The sequence below is a fragment of the Magnetospirillum sulfuroxidans genome (assembly GCF_018224925.1).
In the GTDB taxonomy this organism is placed as follows: domain Bacteria; phylum Pseudomonadota; class Alphaproteobacteria; order Rhodospirillales; family Magnetospirillaceae; genus Magnetospirillum; species Magnetospirillum sulfuroxidans.
The window spans coordinates 132495-151318 of record NZ_JAGTUF010000005.1 but is presented as its reverse complement, the minus strand read 5'-3'; the positions used below and the strand labels follow the sequence as shown (position 1 = coordinate 151318).

General features: G+C 62.5%; 20 protein-coding genes. 6 read left to right on the top strand and 14 right to left on the bottom strand.

The genetic code is table 11. From position 1 onward, the window contains the following. Positions 1 to 11: 11 nt before the first annotated feature. From KEC16_RS08155 to KEC16_RS08145, 3 genes are all read right to left on the bottom strand, one after another. Positions 12 to 1505 carry an HlyD family type I secretion periplasmic adaptor subunit gene (locus KEC16_RS08155; RefSeq protein ID WP_211547688.1) on the bottom strand — a complete coding sequence of 498 codons (1494 nt, stop codon included), beginning with the start codon at positions 1503 to 1505 and terminating at the stop codon, positions 12 to 14. Next, the gene (locus KEC16_RS08150) at positions 1502 to 3241 is read right to left on the bottom strand and encodes a peptidase domain-containing ABC transporter (RefSeq protein WP_249208936.1); all 1740 of its coding nucleotides are present in this window, start codon (positions 3239 to 3241) and stop codon (positions 1502 to 1504) included. Before KEC16_RS08150 ends, KEC16_RS08155 begins: the two co-directional genes overlap by 4 nt. 79 nt (positions 3242 to 3320) lie before the next feature. Next, a complete protein-coding gene (locus KEC16_RS08145; protein WP_283091891.1) occupies positions 3321 to 4610 on the bottom strand; it encodes a TolC family protein in 1290 nt (429 codons plus the stop codon). Positions 4611 to 5064: 454 nt separating this feature from the next. Between KEC16_RS08145 and KEC16_RS08140 the strand changes: the two genes are divergently transcribed. Beyond that, entirely contained in the window at positions 5065 to 5637 is a 573-nt protein-coding gene (locus KEC16_RS08140) for a GntR family transcriptional regulator (protein WP_211547682.1), read from the top strand. Between the two features lie 21 nt (positions 5638 to 5658). Here KEC16_RS08140 and KEC16_RS08135 read toward each other — a convergent pair whose 3' ends face one another. After that, complete coding sequence (locus tag KEC16_RS08135; RefSeq protein ID WP_211547680.1) at positions 5659 to 6264, bottom strand: YjbE family putative metal transport protein; 606 nt, start codon at positions 6262 to 6264, stop codon at positions 5659 to 5661. A gap of 30 nt (positions 6265 to 6294) precedes the next feature. Next, positions 6295 to 7563 carry a nucleoside recognition domain-containing protein gene (locus KEC16_RS08130; RefSeq protein ID WP_211547679.1) on the bottom strand — a complete coding sequence of 423 codons (1269 nt, stop codon included), beginning with the start codon at positions 7561 to 7563 and terminating at the stop codon, positions 6295 to 6297. 136 nt (positions 7564 to 7699) lie between these two features. Here KEC16_RS08130 and KEC16_RS08125 point away from each other — a divergent pair, with 136 nt between their 5' ends. Then, positions 7700 to 8299 carry a hypothetical protein gene (locus tag KEC16_RS08125; RefSeq protein ID WP_211547677.1) on the top strand — a complete coding sequence of 200 codons (600 nt, stop codon included), beginning with the start codon at positions 7700 to 7702 and terminating at the stop codon, positions 8297 to 8299. Here the strand turns inward: KEC16_RS08125 and KEC16_RS08120 are convergent, their stop codons facing one another. Further along, positions 8300 to 9010 (bottom strand): LrgB family protein, encoded by a 711-nt coding sequence (locus tag KEC16_RS08120; RefSeq protein WP_211547675.1) that lies wholly within the window; start codon positions 9008 to 9010, stop codon positions 8300 to 8302. After that, positions 9007 to 9366, bottom strand: a complete 360-nt coding sequence (locus tag KEC16_RS08115; RefSeq protein ID WP_211547673.1) for a CidA/LrgA family protein — start codon at positions 9364 to 9366, stop codon at positions 9007 to 9009. Before KEC16_RS08115 ends, KEC16_RS08120 begins: the two co-directional genes overlap by 4 nt. 38 nt (positions 9367 to 9404) lie before the next feature. Between KEC16_RS08115 and KEC16_RS08110 the strand changes: the two genes are divergently transcribed. Then, positions 9405 to 9707, top strand: coding sequence for a SemiSWEET transporter (locus tag KEC16_RS08110; RefSeq protein ID WP_211547671.1), 303 nt, complete (start codon positions 9405 to 9407; stop codon positions 9705 to 9707). Here the strand turns inward: KEC16_RS08110 and KEC16_RS08105 are convergent. The 3 genes from KEC16_RS08105 to KEC16_RS08095 all read right to left on the bottom strand — a co-directional run bounded on the left by KEC16_RS08105 (position 9671) and on the right by KEC16_RS08095 (position 12053). Further along, positions 9671 to 10117: a response regulator gene (locus KEC16_RS08105; protein WP_346344053.1), complete on the bottom strand. Its 447-nt coding sequence runs from the start codon at positions 10115 to 10117 to the stop codon at positions 9671 to 9673. The genes KEC16_RS08110 and KEC16_RS08105 overlap by 37 nt on opposite strands. Continuing rightward, on the bottom strand, positions 10114 to 11463 hold the full coding sequence (locus tag KEC16_RS08100) for a sensor histidine kinase (RefSeq protein ID WP_211547669.1): 1350 nt from the start codon (positions 11461 to 11463) through the stop codon (positions 10114 to 10116). The genes KEC16_RS08105 and KEC16_RS08100 overlap by 4 nt, the downstream gene beginning before the upstream one ends. A gap of 122 nt (positions 11464 to 11585) precedes the next feature. Beyond that, positions 11586 to 12053, bottom strand: coding sequence for a ferritin-like domain-containing protein (locus KEC16_RS08095; protein ID WP_211547667.1), 468 nt, complete (start codon positions 12051 to 12053; stop codon positions 11586 to 11588). Between the two features lie 115 nt (positions 12054 to 12168). Between KEC16_RS08095 and KEC16_RS08090 the strand changes: the two genes are divergently transcribed. Together KEC16_RS08090 and KEC16_RS08085 are read left to right on the top strand one after the other, a co-directional pair. Next, positions 12169 to 13434, top strand: coding sequence for an MgtC/SapB family protein (locus tag KEC16_RS08090; protein ID WP_211547665.1), 1266 nt, complete (start codon positions 12169 to 12171; stop codon positions 13432 to 13434). 38 nt (positions 13435 to 13472) lie between these two features. Beyond that, positions 13473 to 14135: a hypothetical protein gene (locus tag KEC16_RS08085; RefSeq protein ID WP_211547663.1), complete on the top strand. Its 663-nt coding sequence runs from the start codon at positions 13473 to 13475 to the stop codon at positions 14133 to 14135. Here KEC16_RS08085 and KEC16_RS08080 read toward each other — a convergent pair. Beyond that, positions 14126 to 14581: a ferritin family protein gene (locus tag KEC16_RS08080; RefSeq protein WP_211547661.1), complete on the bottom strand. Its 456-nt coding sequence runs from the start codon at positions 14579 to 14581 to the stop codon at positions 14126 to 14128. The two genes, KEC16_RS08085 and KEC16_RS08080, sit on opposite strands and share 10 nt — an antisense overlap. 215 nt (positions 14582 to 14796) lie before the next feature. Between KEC16_RS08080 and KEC16_RS08075 the strand changes: the two genes are divergently transcribed. Further along, entirely contained in the window at positions 14797 to 15036 is a 240-nt protein-coding gene (locus tag KEC16_RS08075) for a YfhL family 4Fe-4S dicluster ferredoxin (RefSeq protein WP_211547659.1), read from the top strand. A 184-nt stretch (positions 15037 to 15220) separates the two neighbouring features. Here KEC16_RS08075 and KEC16_RS08070 read toward each other — a convergent pair whose 3' ends face one another. The 3 genes from KEC16_RS08070 to KEC16_RS08060 all read right to left on the bottom strand — a co-directional run bounded on the left by KEC16_RS08070 (position 15221) and on the right by KEC16_RS08060 (position 18509). Beyond that, complete coding sequence (locus tag KEC16_RS08070) at positions 15221 to 15640, bottom strand: bacteriohemerythrin (RefSeq protein WP_211547657.1); 420 nt, start codon at positions 15638 to 15640, stop codon at positions 15221 to 15223. 168 nt (positions 15641 to 15808) lie between these two features. Beyond that, positions 15809 to 17218, bottom strand: coding sequence for a homospermidine synthase (locus tag KEC16_RS08065; protein ID WP_211547655.1), 1410 nt, complete (start codon positions 17216 to 17218; stop codon positions 15809 to 15811). A gap of 61 nt (positions 17219 to 17279) precedes the next feature. Continuing rightward, positions 17280 to 18509: a type III PLP-dependent enzyme gene (locus KEC16_RS08060; protein WP_211547653.1), complete on the bottom strand. Its 1230-nt coding sequence runs from the start codon at positions 18507 to 18509 to the stop codon at positions 17280 to 17282. Positions 18510 to 18824: the final 315 nt, after the last annotated feature.

The window sequence follows — 18824 nt, the reverse complement described above, 5'->3', positions numbered from 1 at the left end:
CGCCTCGCGGGTCAGCGCTCGCGGAAGGCTTCGTGCTTGAGCTTCATCACCGGCTTGAGCAGATATTGCATCACCGAGCGGTCGCCGGTATGGATTTCGACGCTGGCGACCATGCCCGGGGTGATGGTGCGCTTGTCCGCCTCGTTGCCCAGGTAAGCCTTGTCGGTATGCACCAGCACCCGATAAAACGGCAGATTATCGGGGCCGATGGTGGTGTCGGGGGCGACCAGCGACACGGTGCCGGCCAAGCCGCCATAGATGACGTAATCATAGGCGGAGAGCTTGACGGTGACGGCCTGACCCGGCAGCACATAGCCGCGATCCATGGGCGATAGCTTGGCTTCGATTTGCAGGCGTTCGTGCAGGGGCACGATTTCCATGATCGGGTCGCCGGGGCGGATGACGCCGCCGATGGTGTTGGCCCGCAGGTTCTTGATGATGCCGTCGGTGGGGCTGGTGATCTGGGTTCGTTGCTGCTGGTCCGATGCCTGGGTCAGCAATTCCCGCGTCCGCGCCAGATTCAGCTCGGCATCGCTGAGCTCGGCCTGGGTGGTGCGGACATAATTGGCCTGTTCTTGTTCCAGCCGGCTTTTCGCTTCGGCCTGGGCCGCCTGGGCGCGGGGAATGCTGGCGCGCACGGTGTCGAACTGCCCTTCCAGATCCTCGGTCTGGGCTTGCAGCTGTACATGCTCCATCTTGGCGGTCAGGCCCGATTTGACCAGATCGGTGGACATGGCCAGCCGCTGCCGCGCCAGTTTCAGATTGGCGCCGATGGCCCGGTGACGGGCTTCCAGTTCCTGCACTTCCAAGGCTTTTTGTCGGGCTTGATCGCCAAGAACCGCCATATTGCTTTTGTGCGATTGGCGGCGGGCGTCGAAATTGCGTTGTTCGGCCTGCACCAAAGCGGGCTGCCGGGACGATTCCTCGGCCGGGAACTTCAAGCTGGTGGCGCCAGAAAGTTCCGCTTGCAGCCGGGCGACCTGCAAGCTTAGGCCGTCAAGACGAACCTGCAATTCCTCGCGGTTCATGGACACCGCCGACAGGTCCAGTTGCAACAGCGGCGCCCCTTCCTTGACCTCGTCGCCTTCCGAGACATAAATCTCGCGGATGACGCCGCCTTCCAGGTGCTGGATGACCTTGACCTTGCCTTCCGGCACCACCTCGCCATCGGCGATGGCGACTTCGTCCAGCCGGGCGATGTTGGCCCAGACGATGAACAAGGCGATGGCGATCATCACCAGCCGGCCAACCGGCCGCCATGTGGGCAAGGGATAGGTCTCGACCAGGGTATGCAAGCGTCCGCTGCCGCCTGCTGCCGGGGCCGTGGGCGTGGGCAGGTTGCCGCCAGGCAGCAGGAACCGCCCAAGGCGTTCCAGGCGTTGCCGTGGCGTCAGCACCGGTTGCGCCGGATCAGGGCCAAGCCAGCGCAGCACGGCCACCGCCATTTTCAACGCCGGGGCGAAACGCTTGGGCGCTGGCGGCGGTGTTTGCGTCAATTCGGTCATGGCGCCGCTCCGATAGCAGGAGCAGGAGCAGGGGCCGGGGCCGGGGCCGGAACTGGGGCGGGGCGGGGGGCGAACAGGCGGGGCAGGATATCCGCGGCCAGGCCGCTGGCGGCGACCTTGCCTTTGTCGAGCACCACCACGTCGCGGCAGGCCGGCAACAGCACGGCGGAATGGGTGACGACCACGACCGTGCGGGTGCGGGCCATGGCTTGCAGGGCGGCTCTCAGGTCTTCCTCGGCTTGACGGTCCAGGCTGGCCGAGGGTTCGTCCAGCAACAAGATGGCCGGGTTGCCGGCCAGGGCGCGGGCGATGGCGATGCGCTGGCGTTGCCCCGCCGATAGCCGCGACCCGGCTTCGCCAATGGTGGTGGCATAGCCGTCGGGCATATCGACGATGGCGCTGTGCACGCCGGCGGCATGGGCGGCTTCCAAGATCGCCTGATCGGAACAGCCCGGCGCGCCATAGGCGATGTTGTCGCGGATGGTGGCGTTGAACAACAAGGTCTCTTGCGGCACATAGCCGATCCAGCCGGCCAATTCATGGCGGGTGAACTGAGCCATGTCGCCATCATCCAGCAACACCCGGCCGCTGAAGGGCGGGTAAAGCCCCATCAGCAATTTCAGCAAGGTGGTCTTGCCGCTACCGTTCTTGCCCAAGATGGCGGTCAGGCCGCCAGGACGAAAATCCAGGGCGGCAATGTCGATGGTGGCCGGGGCGTTGGTTTCGCCGCCATAGGTGAAGACGACGTTTTCCACCCGCAATACGCCGGCGGGGCGTTCGCGGGTGATGGTCGTCTCGACCCGGTCTTCGGCCATCTCGAAGGTTTCCCCCAGGCGGGCAACCGCCTGACGAAAGGCGCCAAAACCGCGCCAGGCCCCGACCAATTGGTTGATCGGGCCGTATAACCGCGCCGACAGCATGTTGCAGGCGATCAGCGCCCCCATGGACAGCTGATGGTCGATGATATAGACGGCGCCGACGGCGGTCACCATCACATTGGCCATCAGCGTCAGCATGCCGCCCAAATTGACGTAGCCATCGGCGATGGCGCCGCGCTGGATGGAATGTTCAATGGCGCCGGCCTGACGTTCTTCCCACAGCGGCCGCAGGGCCTTGTCCAGGGCCACCGCCTTGACCGTGCCGCGGCCGGCGATCATTTCCGAAATCAATGCGTCGCGATTGGCGGTGACGTTCTTTTCCGCTTTCGCCGATTGCCCCAGGCGCTGGCCGGATCGCCAGGCCAAGATGATGAAGGCGGCGAAGGTGATGACAAACACCAAGGCCAGCGGTTGGCCGATGACGTAGATGACGCCAAGGAAAATAAAAACGAAAGGCAAGTCGGTCAGCAACAGGGCGGTGCCGCCGGACAAGGTGTTGCGAACGGTATCGACGTCTTGGAACAATTGGCGCCAATGGGCCGCCGGCCTGGTTTCCAAGATCCGCAACGGCAGGCGGTTCATCTTGTCGAACAGACGCGTGCCGATATCAACGTCGATACGCAGCGCCACCATTTGCATGACGCGGCCCCGGGTCTGCTTGAGCACATAATCGAAGGCCAGCACCAAGGCGATGCCGATCAGCAAACCTTTCAGGGTTTCCATGCCGGAATGACCGATGACCCGGTCGTAAACCTGCATGACGAAAATGGGAACCGCCAGGGCCAGCAGGTTGACGAACAACGAGGTGACCAGCATCTCGCGTCCGACCGTCCGCAGCGGCGAGATCAGCTCACTCAACCAATCGGTCTTATCGGCGGAGCCGGAGGGGGGGGAGCCTGTCGGGGGGGGATTACTCATGGGCCTGAACAGGCCTTGATCATCGAGGCAAGGCGCTGAGGGTCGCCGGGCTGGTCAGCTGGTCAGCCGCGCCGGGATGGTTCGCCACCTGGGAAATATTCTCCAATTCCAGCTCGCCCATGGCCGATAGCAGCATATAGCCGGCCAGGATCATGTCGTAATAGGCATTGGCGTGCTTGATGCGGGCATCGTTGATGCGCATTTCTTCGTCCAGAACGTCGCGGACGGTGGCGTTGCCGCCTTCTTGACGTCTGCGGGCGTTATCCCACACCTCTTCCGCCATGATCGCGGCGTTTTCCAGCAAGATGGTCCGCTGGCGGGCGCTGCTGAGGGTGTGCCAGGCGATGCGGGCCATTTCCGAGGCGGCGCGGCCGGCATAATCGCGTCCATCGCGGGCGGCGGCCTGCTGATAACCGGCCTGGGCCACCTGTGCCTGAGTCTTGAAGCCGGAAAAAATTTCCCAAGTGGCCGTCAGCAACAGCGACCAGTCGCGTCGCACGCCCAAAGTGGCGTTTTTGTCGTTTTCGTAATTGGCGCGGCCGATCAAGTCGACATTGGGGTAATAGCCGGCTTCGGCGCCGCGGCGGCGTTCGTCGGCCAAGGCGACGCCCTTGCCCGACATCTCAACCATCGGATTATTGCGCTCGGCTTGGATCACCGCTTCGGTCAGTTCACCCGGCAGCAACGAGGCCGGCAGCGGCGGGTCGGAAAAGCCGCCGACAGTGGGGGCATGGCCGTATAATTGCTGATAGGTGGCGGTCCAGATGGAATATTGCCCTTCGAAATCGACGCGGGCTTCCTTGGCCATCTGCAAGCGCTGCTTGGCCGCCAGCACGTCGCCGGCAACGCCCGAGCCCTTGATGACCCGTTCGTCTTCCAGATGCATTTGGTCTTGCACCTTGCGCTCGTTCTCGCGGGCCAACTGGATCAGCCGATTAAAGCGCAACACGTTCAAATAGGCGCGGATGCCCGAGAGCAAGGTGCTTTGCCGGGTGCTGCGCAAATCAGAGGTGTAATAGGCTTCGGCCAATTTGGCCGATTCCACCGCCGAATCGGTGGCGTAGCCATCGAACAATCGCTGCGTCACCACCAGCCCCACGGTTTCGCGGCCCTTGAAAAAGGCCTCGCCCTCGGTGTTGCGGCGGGTTGGGCTGTTGACGTATTCGGGGCCGGCGTCGCCGGTCAGCTTGACCGTGGGCAGATAGCCGGCGCGGGCGGCGGCGATGGCCTCGGCGCTGCCGGCGACCACGTTGTTCTTGGCCTTGATCATTGGATGTGAATCGAGCAGTAGTTGCAACTCATCCGTCATGGACTGAGCCCTGGCGGCAGACGTCGTGCCAGCAAGCAACAGCAAACCTAATCCAACGGCCAATATTGACGAGTGCGAAACCTGCAACGCCCGTTCCCCCGAAACTTCCTGCGCGTCCCGCCCCCGCGGTCCAGCCTTGACTATTCCGCTCGCTTATACACTGCCTTTTGGGGCCATGTACATGGCTTTGCACGCTTTAAAACATCAATGGAGGTTCGGAATGATCGGACGAAAAGGATGGGTGCGTTCAGATTATTGAACAGGCGGCAGGGTAATTGCATACAATCTGCAATTACCAATTTCACGAAATAAACCCTTAATGTGTGGAGTTTTTAAAAAAACGACTACTCATGAGGGTGCTCTGGTGATAGAAATTCCCCATTCGTAAGGTGTCTAAGGTTTGCTTTCAACGATGATCCCCGCCTCGCCGAGCCCCGTTCATCCCAAGACGACCATGGCCGAAAGGGTGTGGTTGCAACTCGCCGCGGAAATAGTGTGCGGGGGCGTTGCGGGCGGTCGGCGGTTGGACGAAGTGGAACAATCGCAGCGCCTGGGGGTGTCGCGGACGCCGTTGCGCGAATCGCTGCGGCAATTGGCGGCATTGGGTTTGGTGGAAAATCGGCCCCATCGTGGCGTGGTGGTCGCCGATGGCGTCGGTCATTCCTTGTTCCAGGTTCTGGCGGAACTGGAAGCGGCGTGCGCCCGCACCGCCGCTGGCGTTCTTGACCCCGAACAACGGGCATTTCTTGCCCGGATGGACGCGAGCCATGATGTCGTGCTGCCATGGTTGCGGCGGTCGTGCGGCAATTCGGTGCTGCGCGGCCTGCTCAAGACCTTGTGGTTTCCCTTGCACGGCGCCGGGGCGGCCGACCTTGGCGCCGCCGGGAAACTTGCCCTGTCCCGGTTGCGTGACGCGGTGGCGGCCGGCGATGGCGACGGCGCCAGCCAAGCGGCGCGGGATTATGTCATGATGTGGTGCGATCACATGCTGGTTCCGACATCAACGCCGGCGGCGCGGGGCCAGTGACCTCGGCCGACAGGGGGGCGGTTAAATCAGGCCGATGACCTGATGAGAGCCATCCCAGATCATGGTCATGGCCACGTACAAGATGATCAGCAATCCGACATAGGCGATCCAGTGATGGCGCTTAAGCAAGGCGGCGACCGCATTGGCGGCCACCCCCATCAGCGCCACCGACAAGGCCAGGCCGATGATCAGGATGGATTCGTGTTCACGGGCGGCGCCAGCCACGGCCAACACGTTGTCCAGCGACATGGAGACATCGGCGACGACGATCTGAAGAACGGCGGCGGTGAAGCTTTTTTCTTTGACGCAAGAGGTTGGGCCGTCATCGCCCGCGGCTTCGTGGCATTTGATTTCGCGCCACAGCTTCCACGATACCCATAACAGCAACAGGCCGCCGGCCAGCAAAAGCCCGACGACTTTCAGCAATTCCAGCGTGAAAATGGCGAATGCGATGCGCAACAGCGCGGCGGCGGCAATGCCGATGATGATGGCGCGGCGCCGTTGGCTCAGCGGCAGGGCGGCGGCGGCCATGCCGACGACAATGGCGTTGTCGCCGGCCAAGGCCACGTCGATGGCGATGACTTGCAGCAGCGAGGACAGGGAATCAAACGTCAAGATGTCAAGCATGGGTCTGGGTAAATCTTTCCGGTGTCGTCGTCAAGAGATCAACAGCGCGCAGGCGGCGACCGCCGCCAACAAGCCGGCGACATCGGCGATCAGGCCGGCGGCCAGGGCGTGGCGCATGCGGCGAATGCCGACGGCGCCGAAATAGACGGCGATGACGTAAAAGGTCGTTTCGCTGGAACCATAGATGGTGCCGAGCAAGATGCCGGAGGGGGAATCGGGGCCGATGGCCGGATCGTTCATATAAGACGCCAGCAAGCCGAACGACCCCGAGCCTGACAAGGAGCGCATGCCGGCCATGGTCAAGGCTTCGGCGGGAATGCCCCATGGCGCGGTGAACCGGGCCAGCGGCCCCAGGATCAGATCCAAGGCGCCGGACTGGCGCAGCATGGCGATGGCCACCAAGATGGCCACCAGATAGGGAATGATGCGCACGGCGATGCTAAAGCCTTCGCGCGCGCCATCGACGAAGCATTCATAGATCCGTACCTGACGAATGAGGCCATAGCCCAACAGGCCGACCAGCAAGGCCGGCACGATCCAGTGCCCCAAGGCGGCCCCCTGAAACGCCATCACGGGGATGATCGCAACCAGGAAAGCCAAGGCCAGCCACGGCGCCCAGGGCGGCGGCGGCGGCAATGGTTCGCCGCTTTCTTCGTCGTTGTCGTTGGCGGCGGTATCGTCGTTTGCGTCGATGGCGGGCGCGGGGAGCGGAAACAATGGCGCCAGCAGGCGGGCGGCAAGCACCGCCACCACGGCTGAAATCAGGGTGGCGGCCAGGGTCGGGGCGATCACCGCCGATGGGTTGGTCGAGCCGGTGGCGGCGCGAAGGGCGATGACGCTGGTCGGCAAGATGGTGACCGAGGCGGTGTTGAGCGCCAAAAACAACGCCTGGGCATCGCTGGCAAAGCCCTTGTGGCGATTGAGCCGTTCCAGATGCTCCATGGCGCGGATCCCGAACGGGGTCGCGGCGTTGCCCAGGCCCAACAGGTTGGCGGCGACGTTCATGATCATCGCCCCCATGGCCGGATGAGCGGCGGGAACCTGGGGAAACAATCGTCGCATCAGCGGCGCCAGCAACCGGGCGGTGGCGCGCACCAATCCAGCTTCTTCCGCCACCTTCATCAGCCCCAAGAACAGCGCCATCACCCCGATCAGGCCCAAGGCCAGCGGCACCGCCCCTTCGGCGGCTTTCAACGCGGCATTGGACAGGTTTTCCATGGCGTCATGGCCGCCGTTCAACTCGGCCAGGGCGGCGACCAGGGTTGCCGCCGCAATCAGCAGGAAGAAAACCAGATTCACCGAATTTTCCCTTCATGCCGGTCGGCGTTTCGCCGTCATCGCGGCGGCGGTCAAGCTAACAGATCGCGGGGCCTCTTGTCGCCATCGGGGGGCGTTGCTAATGTCACGGTCTCGATAATGCTTTGGGATGAGGGCGATGAGCCTGTCTGGTTTGCGTTTTGCCGCCGCCTTTGCGCTGGTGTTGGTCTGTCCGCTGGTTTCCGCCGCCGCCGCCGATGACGTCCCGGCTCGTCTGGACAATGCCCGTGCCGCCTATCAAAAGGGCGACATCGCCCGCGCCGCCCGCGAGATCGAGGCGGCGCTCACCCAATTGCATGACCGGCTGGGCAAGATTTTTGCCGAGACTCTGCCCAATCTGGGCGGCCAGTGGAAGGCCGAGACGGTGGAAACCGAAAGCCTGGGCGAAATCGGCGGAGGTTTGTCGGTGTCGCGGGCCTTCACCCGCGGCGACGCCTCGCTGAATGTTTCCCTGTTGCTGGACAGCCCCGAAGTCGCCTCGGTTCAGGCCATGCTGAGCGGTAATTCCGCTCAACCCAACCTCAAAAAGGTCAAGGTCGGCGGCGAGGACGCCTTGCTGCGTTTCGACGCCGCCACCGGGACCGGTGAAATCACCATGGTGGTCGGGGGCCGGGTGGTGTTGGAAGTCCAAGGCGACAACATCAATAACACCGATCCGCTGCTGGAGGCGGCGGCGGGCTGGAACGTGGGCAAGATCAAGACCTTGCTGGCGAACTGATCACCCCATCAGCCATTTGACCAGCACCGGCGTCAGCAACGCCGTGGCGATGCCGTTCAAGCCCATGGCCAGACCAGAAAAGGCGCCGGTCACTTCGCCCATCTGCAAGGCCCGCGCGGTGCCGATTCCGTGTGCGGCGGTGCCCATGGCGACGCCGCGCGCCCGGTCGTCGTGAACGTGCAGACGGTCAAGCAGCCAACCGCCGCCAACGGCCCCGGCGATGCCGGTCAGGATGACCAGGACGGCGGTGAGTGACGGCAGGCCCCCGATTTGTTCGGCGATGCCCATGGCGATGGGCGAGGTCACCGATTTCGGCGCCAGCGACATGATGGTCTGGCGCGAGGCGCCCAGTCCCCAGCCCAAGGCCAACGAGGCGAGGATGGCGGCCACCGATCCCGCCAAAAGCCCCGCCGCCAATGCCCAGACCGAGCGCAGCAATTGCCCCAATTGCCGGTAAAGCGGGATGGCGAGCGCCACCGTTGCCGGCCCCAACAGGAAATGAAGCAAATGCGCGCCGGAAAAATAGCGGGCGTAGTCGATGCCGGTCAGGGTCAGGATGGCGGAAATGGTGGCGATGGACAGCAGAACCGGATTAAGCAACGGGTTCATCCGCCCCCGTCGCCACAGCCAGTGGGCGGCCTGATAGACCACCAGCGTCAACGTCAACCACGTCAGGGGATTGGCGGCAAGTTGTGGCCATACCGCGTTCATTGGCGGGACCCTTTCCGCAATTTCAGCAAGGCGGTCATGGTCAATCCGGTGACCGCGATGGTGATGGCGGTTCCCAGCACCAGGGCGGCGGAGATGGGCAGCCATTCCGACGCGATCAGTTTCGCGTGCACGACCACGCCGACCCCGGCGGGAATGAACAGGAGCGACAGCTGCGACAGCAAGAACGTCGCGGTTTTGTCCAGATCCGTCGGTAATCCGCGGCGGATGACCAAGCCGAGAAACAGCAGCACCATGCCGATCACCGGGCCGGGGACGGGCAGGGTGAAGACTTTGGCGATGGTCTCGCCGATAAGCTGGCAGACCAGCAAAACCGTGATAGAACCAAGGACGTTCATGGGGTTATTGTCCATCAAACATAAGGAACCGGCCGATCATGTCCGCGCTTGACGTTATCGGTTCCATTGCCGGCACTTTGACCACACTGGCGTTCGTCCCTCAGGTGGTCAAGACCCTGCGTACCCGCCAGACCCGCGATATTTCCACCGCCATGTGGCTGATGTTTTGCGCCGGCGTCGCGTTGTGGCTGGTTTACGGGCTGCTGTTGGCGGCTTGGCCGATCATCGTCGCCAATGCCCTGACCCTGGTTTTGGCGGGGGTGGTGCTGGGGGTCAAGCTGGCCAATCGCCGTCGCGACAAGGCTCAGGTCTGCGGGACCCGCACCAGCTTGAACCAGTAATTGCCCAGCTGATTGATGGCGTGGATGAATTGTTCCAGATCGACCGGCTTGGTCACATAGCCGGCGGCGCCCAGCTTGTACGAGGCGACGACGTCTTGTTCCACGTCCGAAGGCGTCAGGATCACCACCGGGATATCCGACAGGTTGGGGTCGGATTTCATGGCGGTCAGAAACTCGCGGCCGTTCATGCGCGGCATGTTCAGGTCCAGCAAGATCAAGTCGGGCCGGGGGCCGTCCTGATAGGTTTCGCCTTGCTGACGCAGATAGGCCAAGGCTTCGACGCCATCGGTGACGTGATGCATGGACACGGCAAAGCGGTTTTCTTCCAGGGCGGCACGGGTCAGGTGGGCGTCAACCTGGGAATCCTCGACCAGCAGGATATTGAAATGATTATCGAGCGGGCTGATCACAGGGTTTCTCCAGGTAAATCAATGACAATAAGGACACCACCAGCGGGTGAATCCTCAATCAGGATATGTCCGTCGCAGCTTTCGACGATACGGCGGACGACGGCCAATCCCAAGCCGGTGCCCGGCTGAGAATCGGCCTGGCTATGCAGATGCTCGAACACCTCAAGCACGCGGGTGCGGAATTCAAGCGGGATACCAGGGCCATTATCAGCGATACGCAGGATGGACCGGCCGTTTTGCATTTGGCCACTGATATGAATGCGCACGGGGGTTGCCGGTCTCGCATGGCGCAGACAATTGTCCAGCAATGCGGTCAAAAGGTAGCGCAGGCGCGGTGCGTCGATCAACACCGGAGGCAGCGGATCAATCTGAAAGGCCGTGTCGTGCTCGCTGAAGCGAGCCCGTTGATCGGCGCGAATTTGGTCGATGATGCGGGCGGGATCATTGGCGATCATCGGCCCCAGCGGCGAAGCGGCGGCCAGATAGACCTGAACATCGCGGACCAGGGCGTGCAGATAGCTGGCTTGTTCCTCGATGGTGGCCAAAGAAAACGCGATGTTTTCATTGGGGGGCGATCCCAGCAATTTTGCCAATCGCTGGGAAAACACCATCAATCGCCGCGTTGGTTCCTGCAAATGATGGGCGGCGATTTCGGCGAAGCGTTGCAGATCGGCATTGGCGACAGCCAGTTTTTCCTCGGCCCGGCGCCGGGTATGGGCTTCGTGTTCGACTTCCTTGACGGCGGCGTGGCGGCGGATGACCGCGATCACCAGGGCGACGATCAGGACGGTTTGCAGGGCCAACCCCAACGTCATCCAAAAACGCAGCCGGCTTTGCGCCTCGAGCGCCTCGGAGGTGCGCCGGGTCAGCAATTCCTCGAGGCGGGTGCGATAGGCGGCGAGTTCGCTGTCGGCGACGGTTTTGCCGGTGATGTCGTGGATGATCGACAACAACAGCGTATGGCCGCCGCCATCGTGCAACGGGGCGCTATAAACCTCGACGGTGCGTAATTCGCCACTGGCCAAACGGTGCGGGAAGATGAAGTAATTTCGCTTTTCCGCCTTGGCGCGGCGTCGTTCCGCGCCGACTTCGTCCGGCCCCAAGGTGTTGATGTCTTGGATGCGCATCAGGCGAAGCTGTGGCAGGGAATAGCCGTAAAAATGGCTGGCGGCGTCATTGGCGTCAAGGATGGCGCCGGTTTCCGGTTCGATCAGCAACATGATCGAGCTGTGGTTGTTCAAGGTGGTGGACAAGAGGGCGGTGACGTCGGCATCGGCCTTGGCCGGGGGCGTCATCCACAACAAGGCGGCCATCAGGCAGATCAGCAGGCGGCAAGGCCAAGCCAAGTCTATAACCCCAATCCAAAAAAAAGGCGGCCCGGAACGGGTCGCGTTGAGGTGCGCACCATAGCAGAGCGCAAGGACTTACAAAAGCCCATGGTAAGGAAAAGACCTTATATCAAGAGTGGCTATGCCTTTTGCCCGGTCAAGGTGTTGAGCCAGCGTTCCAGGGTCAGCACATGCTCGGCTTCCTCGCTGGCGAAATCGCGGGCCAGGGCGCGGGCGCCGGCATCGGCGGCGGTAATGGCGACGTGGTTGTAATATTCCCAGCCGCGCCGTTCATTGGCGATGGCATAGCCCAAGGCTTGGCTGACGCTCATGGCCGGGCTGGCCAAGGCGCGATCGCCCACTTCCGGCGGTTCGGGCGTGGTCCATTCGAACTGCCAGGGCTGGAGGACCGGCAGTGGCGCATGGTCTTGGGCGATGGTGTCGATCTCGCCGGCGTGCAGGCGGGAAAACTCGCTCATCTTGCCGAACAGGGCGGCGATTTCGGTGGCGCCGCTGTCGTCCATTTGCCGGGCCAGCTCTGCGTAACGTTCGCCGGCTTGGTTTTCCAAGGCCAAGGCATGAACCAGAAAATGGGCAAGTTCCGACATGGGCGAGGGTCTCCGACAAAGAAATATCAGTACATATGGGGCCAAGTGTGCGGGGTTGCAAATATGCCCCATGTGACGACAATGAGAAAAGATTTCAGGCGCTCCGGGGACCAGCATGGAACATGTGGAATTGTATCAACGCCTTGCCTTGTCCCTGTCCATCGGTTTGCTGATGGGGGTCGAGCGTGGGTGGGACAAACGTGAGGACCCTGATGGTCATCGCGCCGCTGGTATTCGCACTTTTTCCCTGATTGGCTTGTTTGGCGGCGTCGTTGGCTGGTTCACCCAAACGGTGGGGCCGCTGGCGTTGCTGGGGGGCTTTGTCGCCGTTGCCGCCATGGTGGTGTCGGGCTATGTCATGCGGGCGCGGGCCAGGCCGGAAGTGGGTTTCACCACCGAGATCGCCGAACTGACCGCTTTTGCCCTGGCGGCCCTGGCGGCCATGGGCGAAGGCCAGGCGGCGGCGGCCGGCGGCGTCGTCGCCACCGCCTTTCTTGGCGCCAAGGATGTCTTGCATGACTGGGTGCGGCGCTTGGATCGTCTGGAAATGCGGGCCGTCATCAAGCTGCTGCTGATTTCGGTGGTGATGTTGCCGGTGCTGCCCAATCAGGGCTATGGCCCCGGCGAGGTGCTTAATCCCTATAAGCTGTGGCTGCTGGTGGTGATGGTGGCCTTTATTTCGTTCCTGGGCTATTTCGCCATCAAGATCGCCGGACCGCGTATCGGCAGCTTGCTGACCGGGGTGTTTGGCGGCTTGGCGTCAAGTACGGCCCTGACCGTGTCGTTCGCCCGCATGGGCAAGGTCTCGCCCCTCATGCAGCCGGTTTTGGCGGCGGGCGTCACCGTCGCCAACGCCACCATGTATGTGCGCCTATGGGTGATCGTTTTTGTTCTCAATCAGCCGATTGGCCTGCGTTTGGCCTTGCCGTTGGGGGCCATGGCCCTGACCGGGTTCATTGGTTCATGGGTATTGTGGCGGGCGCGCGAAGACGAAACCAAGCCGGGCGCCACTGCGCTTTCCAATCCGTTCGAACTGGGGATGGCGATCAAATTCGCCATATTGCTGGCGGTGGTCATGCTGGCTTCGCAGGCCTTGCAACGGTGGGCCGGGGCGACGGGTCTGTATTTGCTGTCGGCACTGGCCGGTCTGGCCGATGTCGATGCCATCGCCTTGTCCATGGTTCAGATGGGCGGGCGCGAAGTGGCCTTGACGGTGGCGACCACCGGCATCACCATCGCCGCCTTCGTCAATACCGGCGTCAAGGTCGCCCTGGTCGGCGGCTTGTGCGGCGGGATGATGGTGCGGCGGGTCGGATGGGTGATGCTGGCGGTGCTTGTCGGCGGCGGCCTTGGCCTGCTGATCGGCCGCTTCAGTTTTTAGAATCGGACCCATGCAAATTCAGTGCATCAGAGGAAAGAATGAGCATTTTTGAGGTGGCTATGACCAGCTATTGGCGGTCTCCCGATGCGCAGGCCATGGTCGCGCTGTTCGTATCGCCGCAGGTGGGCGGGGATTGGCGGGCCGAAAACGTCCTGACCGTGCCGGTGTTTTTGGCGCATGTGCTGGATGCCGATCCAGAGGTGGCGGTGTTGTTGGTCGACGCGGTGCGCGGGGGCGACGCGGTCAAAGTCGAGATGGTCGCCCAAGCCCTGAATTACAGCCATATTTCGGCACGGGCTCGGTTGATGGAAAAATTGGTGGGGGAAGCGGCGGCTGCCTCCATGGACGAGAATGGCGCTGATTTCGCCACCTTTATCCCGACCCATCCGGTCCATGTGGATATGCTGTGGGCAGCGTTTTTCGCCACCGGCGCCGATGTCTATTTGGATCGCATCACCGCCTTGCTGGATGATTGGCTGGCGGAAACCCCGCTTCAAGTGTTGCTGGCCCGCGCCGCCGCCGAACCGCAGGTTCAGGCCCAAGCCTTGGCGGCGGTGTTGGCCAAGACGGCGCAGACGACCTTGGCGACACATGGCCGCGATTGTCCGCCGGTTCGTGCCGCCCTGGCCCGCCGTGCCGCTGCCATGGATGGTCTGGGCGCGGCGCTGGCGGCGCGGATCGGGGCCGGATTTCAGTCCTGACCGTCGGCGGGGGAGGGCTGGTGGTCCTGGCGCTGATCCAATTCGCCAAGATGCAGGCGCTTGCGTTCGGCGAGGATGCCGGCTTCGGCCCGGATTTCTTCGGTTTCCCCGATCGCTTGCAACATTTCCAGCATGTTCAGCATGGAATATTCCATGTCCAGGGCCAGTTCCAGCACCTGCCAGGATTCCAGGGCCAAGCCGTCGGGGGAGAAGGGCGTGGTCAATTGCGGCGGCGCGGAAGCGGGCAGGGTGCTGCCGGAAAAGGTTTTGGCCCGGCGGCGGGCGGCGGCGGCCAAGCTGCGCAAGGTGGTCGCCGCCTCGGGGGCGGTCATCGCTTCGGCGGCCAGCGCCAATTGCTCATAATGCCGGGCGGCGCCTTCCTCCATGCGGCGGACGGCGTCGTGAACGGCTTCGATCGTATCAATAACCCCTGTAACGGCAATCACCGGATAGCTCGCTCTCTTCCCACTGATTTTCTTTCTAGCCGTCCAGAGCCTTGGGCGCAATTATGGCATGCGTGTGTTGTGTTTAAGAAAGTGCTGAATGTCATTGTCAATGATAGCCTGGAATGGCTATACGCATGGTCAAAGCTTGCCGTCCCCAAGGGGGGATGCCCATGGGCGTCTTGGATGGCCGACAGGGGTTTGAAGGAGAGGAAATTATGTCGCTGAAGATCACCGAAGATTGCACCAGCTGCGATGCTTGTGTTTCGGTCTGTCCCAACACCGCCATTTCCGCCGGTGACGTGATCTATGTCATCGAAGAGGACCGCTGCACCGAGTGCGTCGGCGCCGAGGACAGCCCGCAATGTCAGCTGGTTTGCCCCGCCGATTGCATCGTCATCGGGACCGAGGAAACCCCCGACCAGTTGCAGGCCAAGTACGAAGCCCTGCACGGCTGAGTTTCCACGAGATGGAACGAAAAACCCCGGCGCCACCAGGCACCGGGGTTTTTTATGGCCAAGTCGCCAAAGGGAATTGATCTCGATACGATGTAAGGAGGGAGTCCGGCCCCCCGAGACTCCCTCCTATTCCCGCGCCCAATGGGGGTGTCGATTTATGGGGCGGGAATTCCGTCTGTCACACTCAGGCGGCTTGGCGATGACGGATATCGCCGAATTCGTCCCAATCGGTGCCGCGCAGATGCGACACCAGATGGCAGACCAGATTAAGCAACAAGACGCTGGCGACATCCTGGCCGTCGTTGAACAATTGGCGGATATGGGCCAGGACCGATAAAAAGCGGGCGTGTTCGTCCATGTGCTCGGCCAGATTGGCCGAATTCAACAGGCGCAGCAGGGCTTCTTCCTCGGCGAATTGTTGGCTCAGGCGGTGGTGCAGCACCGGCAGCAGGCCGGCGACCTCGCCGTCGCGATGGGCGCGGCTGGTGGCGACGTTCAATCTGTTGATGGCGTCGATGACCAGGGCGTGACCCTCGTCCACCACCTTGTATCCCAGACCGTAATCGTCATCCCACGTAACCAGCATGATTGTCACCTGATCCATCAATCTGCCCGTTTCCGAACGAAGCGAAGAATGGCTTGGATCACATGAGGTAACAATCAGGTGTGAACCCTAATACATCGAATTTTATTATTGATACTTTCTAAAATGCTAAGGTCTTTCCCCCATATCCAAAAGAGTAGAGGGGCTTTCGCCCCTCTGTTCAACCGGTCAAACGACCCGGAAATTCTTGAACTGCCATGGATCGCCATGGTCCAGATCCTCGGGGAACAATTCTTCTCGTCGTTCCAGCGGGGTCCAATCGGAATAAACCCCGAGTACCGGCCCCAGATAGGGGCGGGCGATTTCCAGGCACCGTTGGAAATCCATTTCGTCGGGTTCGGTCAGGCCGCGTTCGGGGTTTTCCAGCGCCCACACCATGCCGGCCAAAATGGTGGCGGTGACTTGCAAGCTGGTGGCGTTGTTGTGCGGGCACAATTCCCGCGCCTGGGCGATGGACAATTGCGAACCGTACCAATAAGCGCCCTTGGCATGGCCCATCAGCAGAACCCCCAATTCGTCCACGCCGGCGCTGATTTCGTTCATCATCAGCCGCTGCTTGGGCTGCTGCCGCCAGGTTTTGCCGGCCAGCTCGTGCAGGGACAGCACGGCGGCGTCGCACGGGTGATAGGCGTAATGCACGGTCGGGCGATAGCGCAGGGTATCGCCGTCCTTCAAGGTGAAGTAATCGGCGATGGAAATGGATTCGTTGTGGGTGATCAGGAAACCCTGGAACGCCCCCTCGGTCGGCGTCCACGTCCGCACCATGGTGCTGGCGCCGGGCCGCATCAGATAGATGGCGCAATCGCTGCCGAAATCGTGGCGGCGGCCATCGGCGGGGAAGTGGTTTTCATGGCTGCCCCAGCCCAATTCCGACGGCTGGCACCCTTCGCCGACAAAGCCGTCGATGGACCAGGTATTGACGAATTCACCCCTTTGCTTGGGCTGGGTGGCCGATACCTGGGTATCGCGCTCGGCCACATGGATGACCTTGACGCCCAGCTTTTGCGCCAGTTCCGCCCATTGCTGCCGGCTGGCCGGCACGGTGGTTTCCATGCCGGTGTCGCGGGCGATGTCAAGCAGCGCCTGTTTGGTGAAAAAACTGACCAGACCGGGATTGGCGCCATTGGTGATGATGGCGGTGGGTTGCTTGCCGGCCGCCTTCAGTTTCAGCGCCGCTTCGCGCAAGGCGTAATTGGTGCGCTGCGACGGGCTGAGGCCGGGGTCGGTATAGCCGCCGGCCCAAGGTTCGATGCAGGTGTCCAGGTAAAAGGCCCCGACGTCCCAGGCCAGTTCGATCAGCGCCAGCGATGACACGTCAACCGACACGTTGAGCAGGAAATCGCCCTTTTTCAGCAAAGGAATCAGGCGGTCGCGGTAATTTTCCGGGGTCAGCGGGTCGTTGATGAAGGTAACGCCGTATTTGTCGGCGATATCGTGACCCCGTTCCTCGGCGGTGATGATGGTCACCCGTGACGCATCCAGGTTGAAGTGGCGCAACAGCAGCGGCAGAACGCCGGGGCCCAAGCTGCCAAATCCGATGATGACGACGCGGCCGTCGAAGGAAACAAGGTTGCTCATACCAGAATACCTCCCCTGGTAATGTGAAACATCGCCGCCCGATCCATGGGCGGCGGCGGGGTCAGGCGGCGATAGCCATGGGGCCAAAGCCTGGGGTGGACAGCATGGGGGAATCATCGACTTCGACCGTCAATGACTGGTCAAAGCCGTTGAAGCCGGTGCGCAAGCTGGCGCCATAGGCTCCCAATTGTCCGATTTCGATCCAATCGCCCTCCTGGGCATCCGCCGGCAGGACAAAGGGGCCATCCATGCGGTCGGCGGAATCGCAGGTCGGGCCGAAAAAGACGAAAGGCTGGTCGGCGGCAATGGACGTGCCGTCAGCACGGATCAGCCGGCAGGGAAAGCGGAAGGCGGGAATGCCCGCATCCGACAGGCTGCCGTAGATGCCGTCATTGATGAACAGATGATCGCCGCGGCGGCCGTCGATGCGGACCACCAGCGACTGTCCCGGCGCCACCAGGGCGCGACCGGGTTCGCACCACAATTGGGTGGTGGCGGGCAGGCCCAGGCGGGCGAAGCCGGTGGCGATGGCGGCGAAAAACGCCGTTAGCGGCGGCGGGGTGATATCGGGATAGCTGACCGGAAAGCCGCCGCCGACATCAATGATATCCACCGGCTGGCCGAAACCGGCGAGAACATCGGCGGTCAGCGCCAGGGCGCGGCTCCAGGCCGAGGGATCGGCGCACTGGCTGCCGACATGGAAGCTGAGGCCGATGCGGCCGGCGCAGGCGGCGGCCATGCGCAGCAAGCCGATCGCTTCGTCCACGCTGGCGCCGAACTTGCCCGACAGGTCATAGCGGGCGCCGCCCTTGGGCAGGGCCAGACGGACGACGATGCCCAGACGGCCGGGACGGTGGCGGGTTTCCTCGATGATCTTGCTCAGTTCGGCGGCGCTGTCGACGACGAAATCGCGCACGTCGTGCCGTTCCCAGGCTTCGCGGATGGCGCCGCGGGCTTTGATCGGATGCATGAAGTGAATTTGGGCGCGGGGCAGGGTGCGGCGAACCAACGCCACTTCGCCGGCCGAGGCGCAATCGAAATGACGGACGCCGCCATCCCACAAAGCGCGCAAGACCGCCGCGTCAGGGTTGCACTTGACCGCGTACAAGGTGGTGCCGGGAAAGCCGGCGACAAAGGTCCGGGCGGCGGCGCGCAAGGTCGCCGGGCGCAGGCAATGCATCGGCACGTCGGGGCGGCGCGCCCGCACCACGTCATCGACGAAAACGCTGTGGTGGGATTGAAGGCTGCGGCGCAGCGGGGCGATGGTGAAACGGGAACGGATGTGGCTCATAACGCAATCCTCCTCGCGGCAGGGCGAGAAAACGGCGACATCGCGTCGGAATGCTGCCATTCCAACGCGGGTGCGGCGGATGTCACGGCAATGCCAGTTGAAGCGCTAAAACCGCGCTCCGGCACCGCCGTCACATACTGGATTTGCGTGAAAGGATCTGAGGCCTTCCGCAGGTCGGAACAACCATGTCCACCTCCCTTAAGGGGCTGTCGGCCCACAATGACCGACTCTCCGCCAAAAAGGACGCGTCCGTCGTTGCTGACCCAAGCGGATGGGCCGTGTGCACGTGCGTTATGCGTCTAATCCGAGCTTATA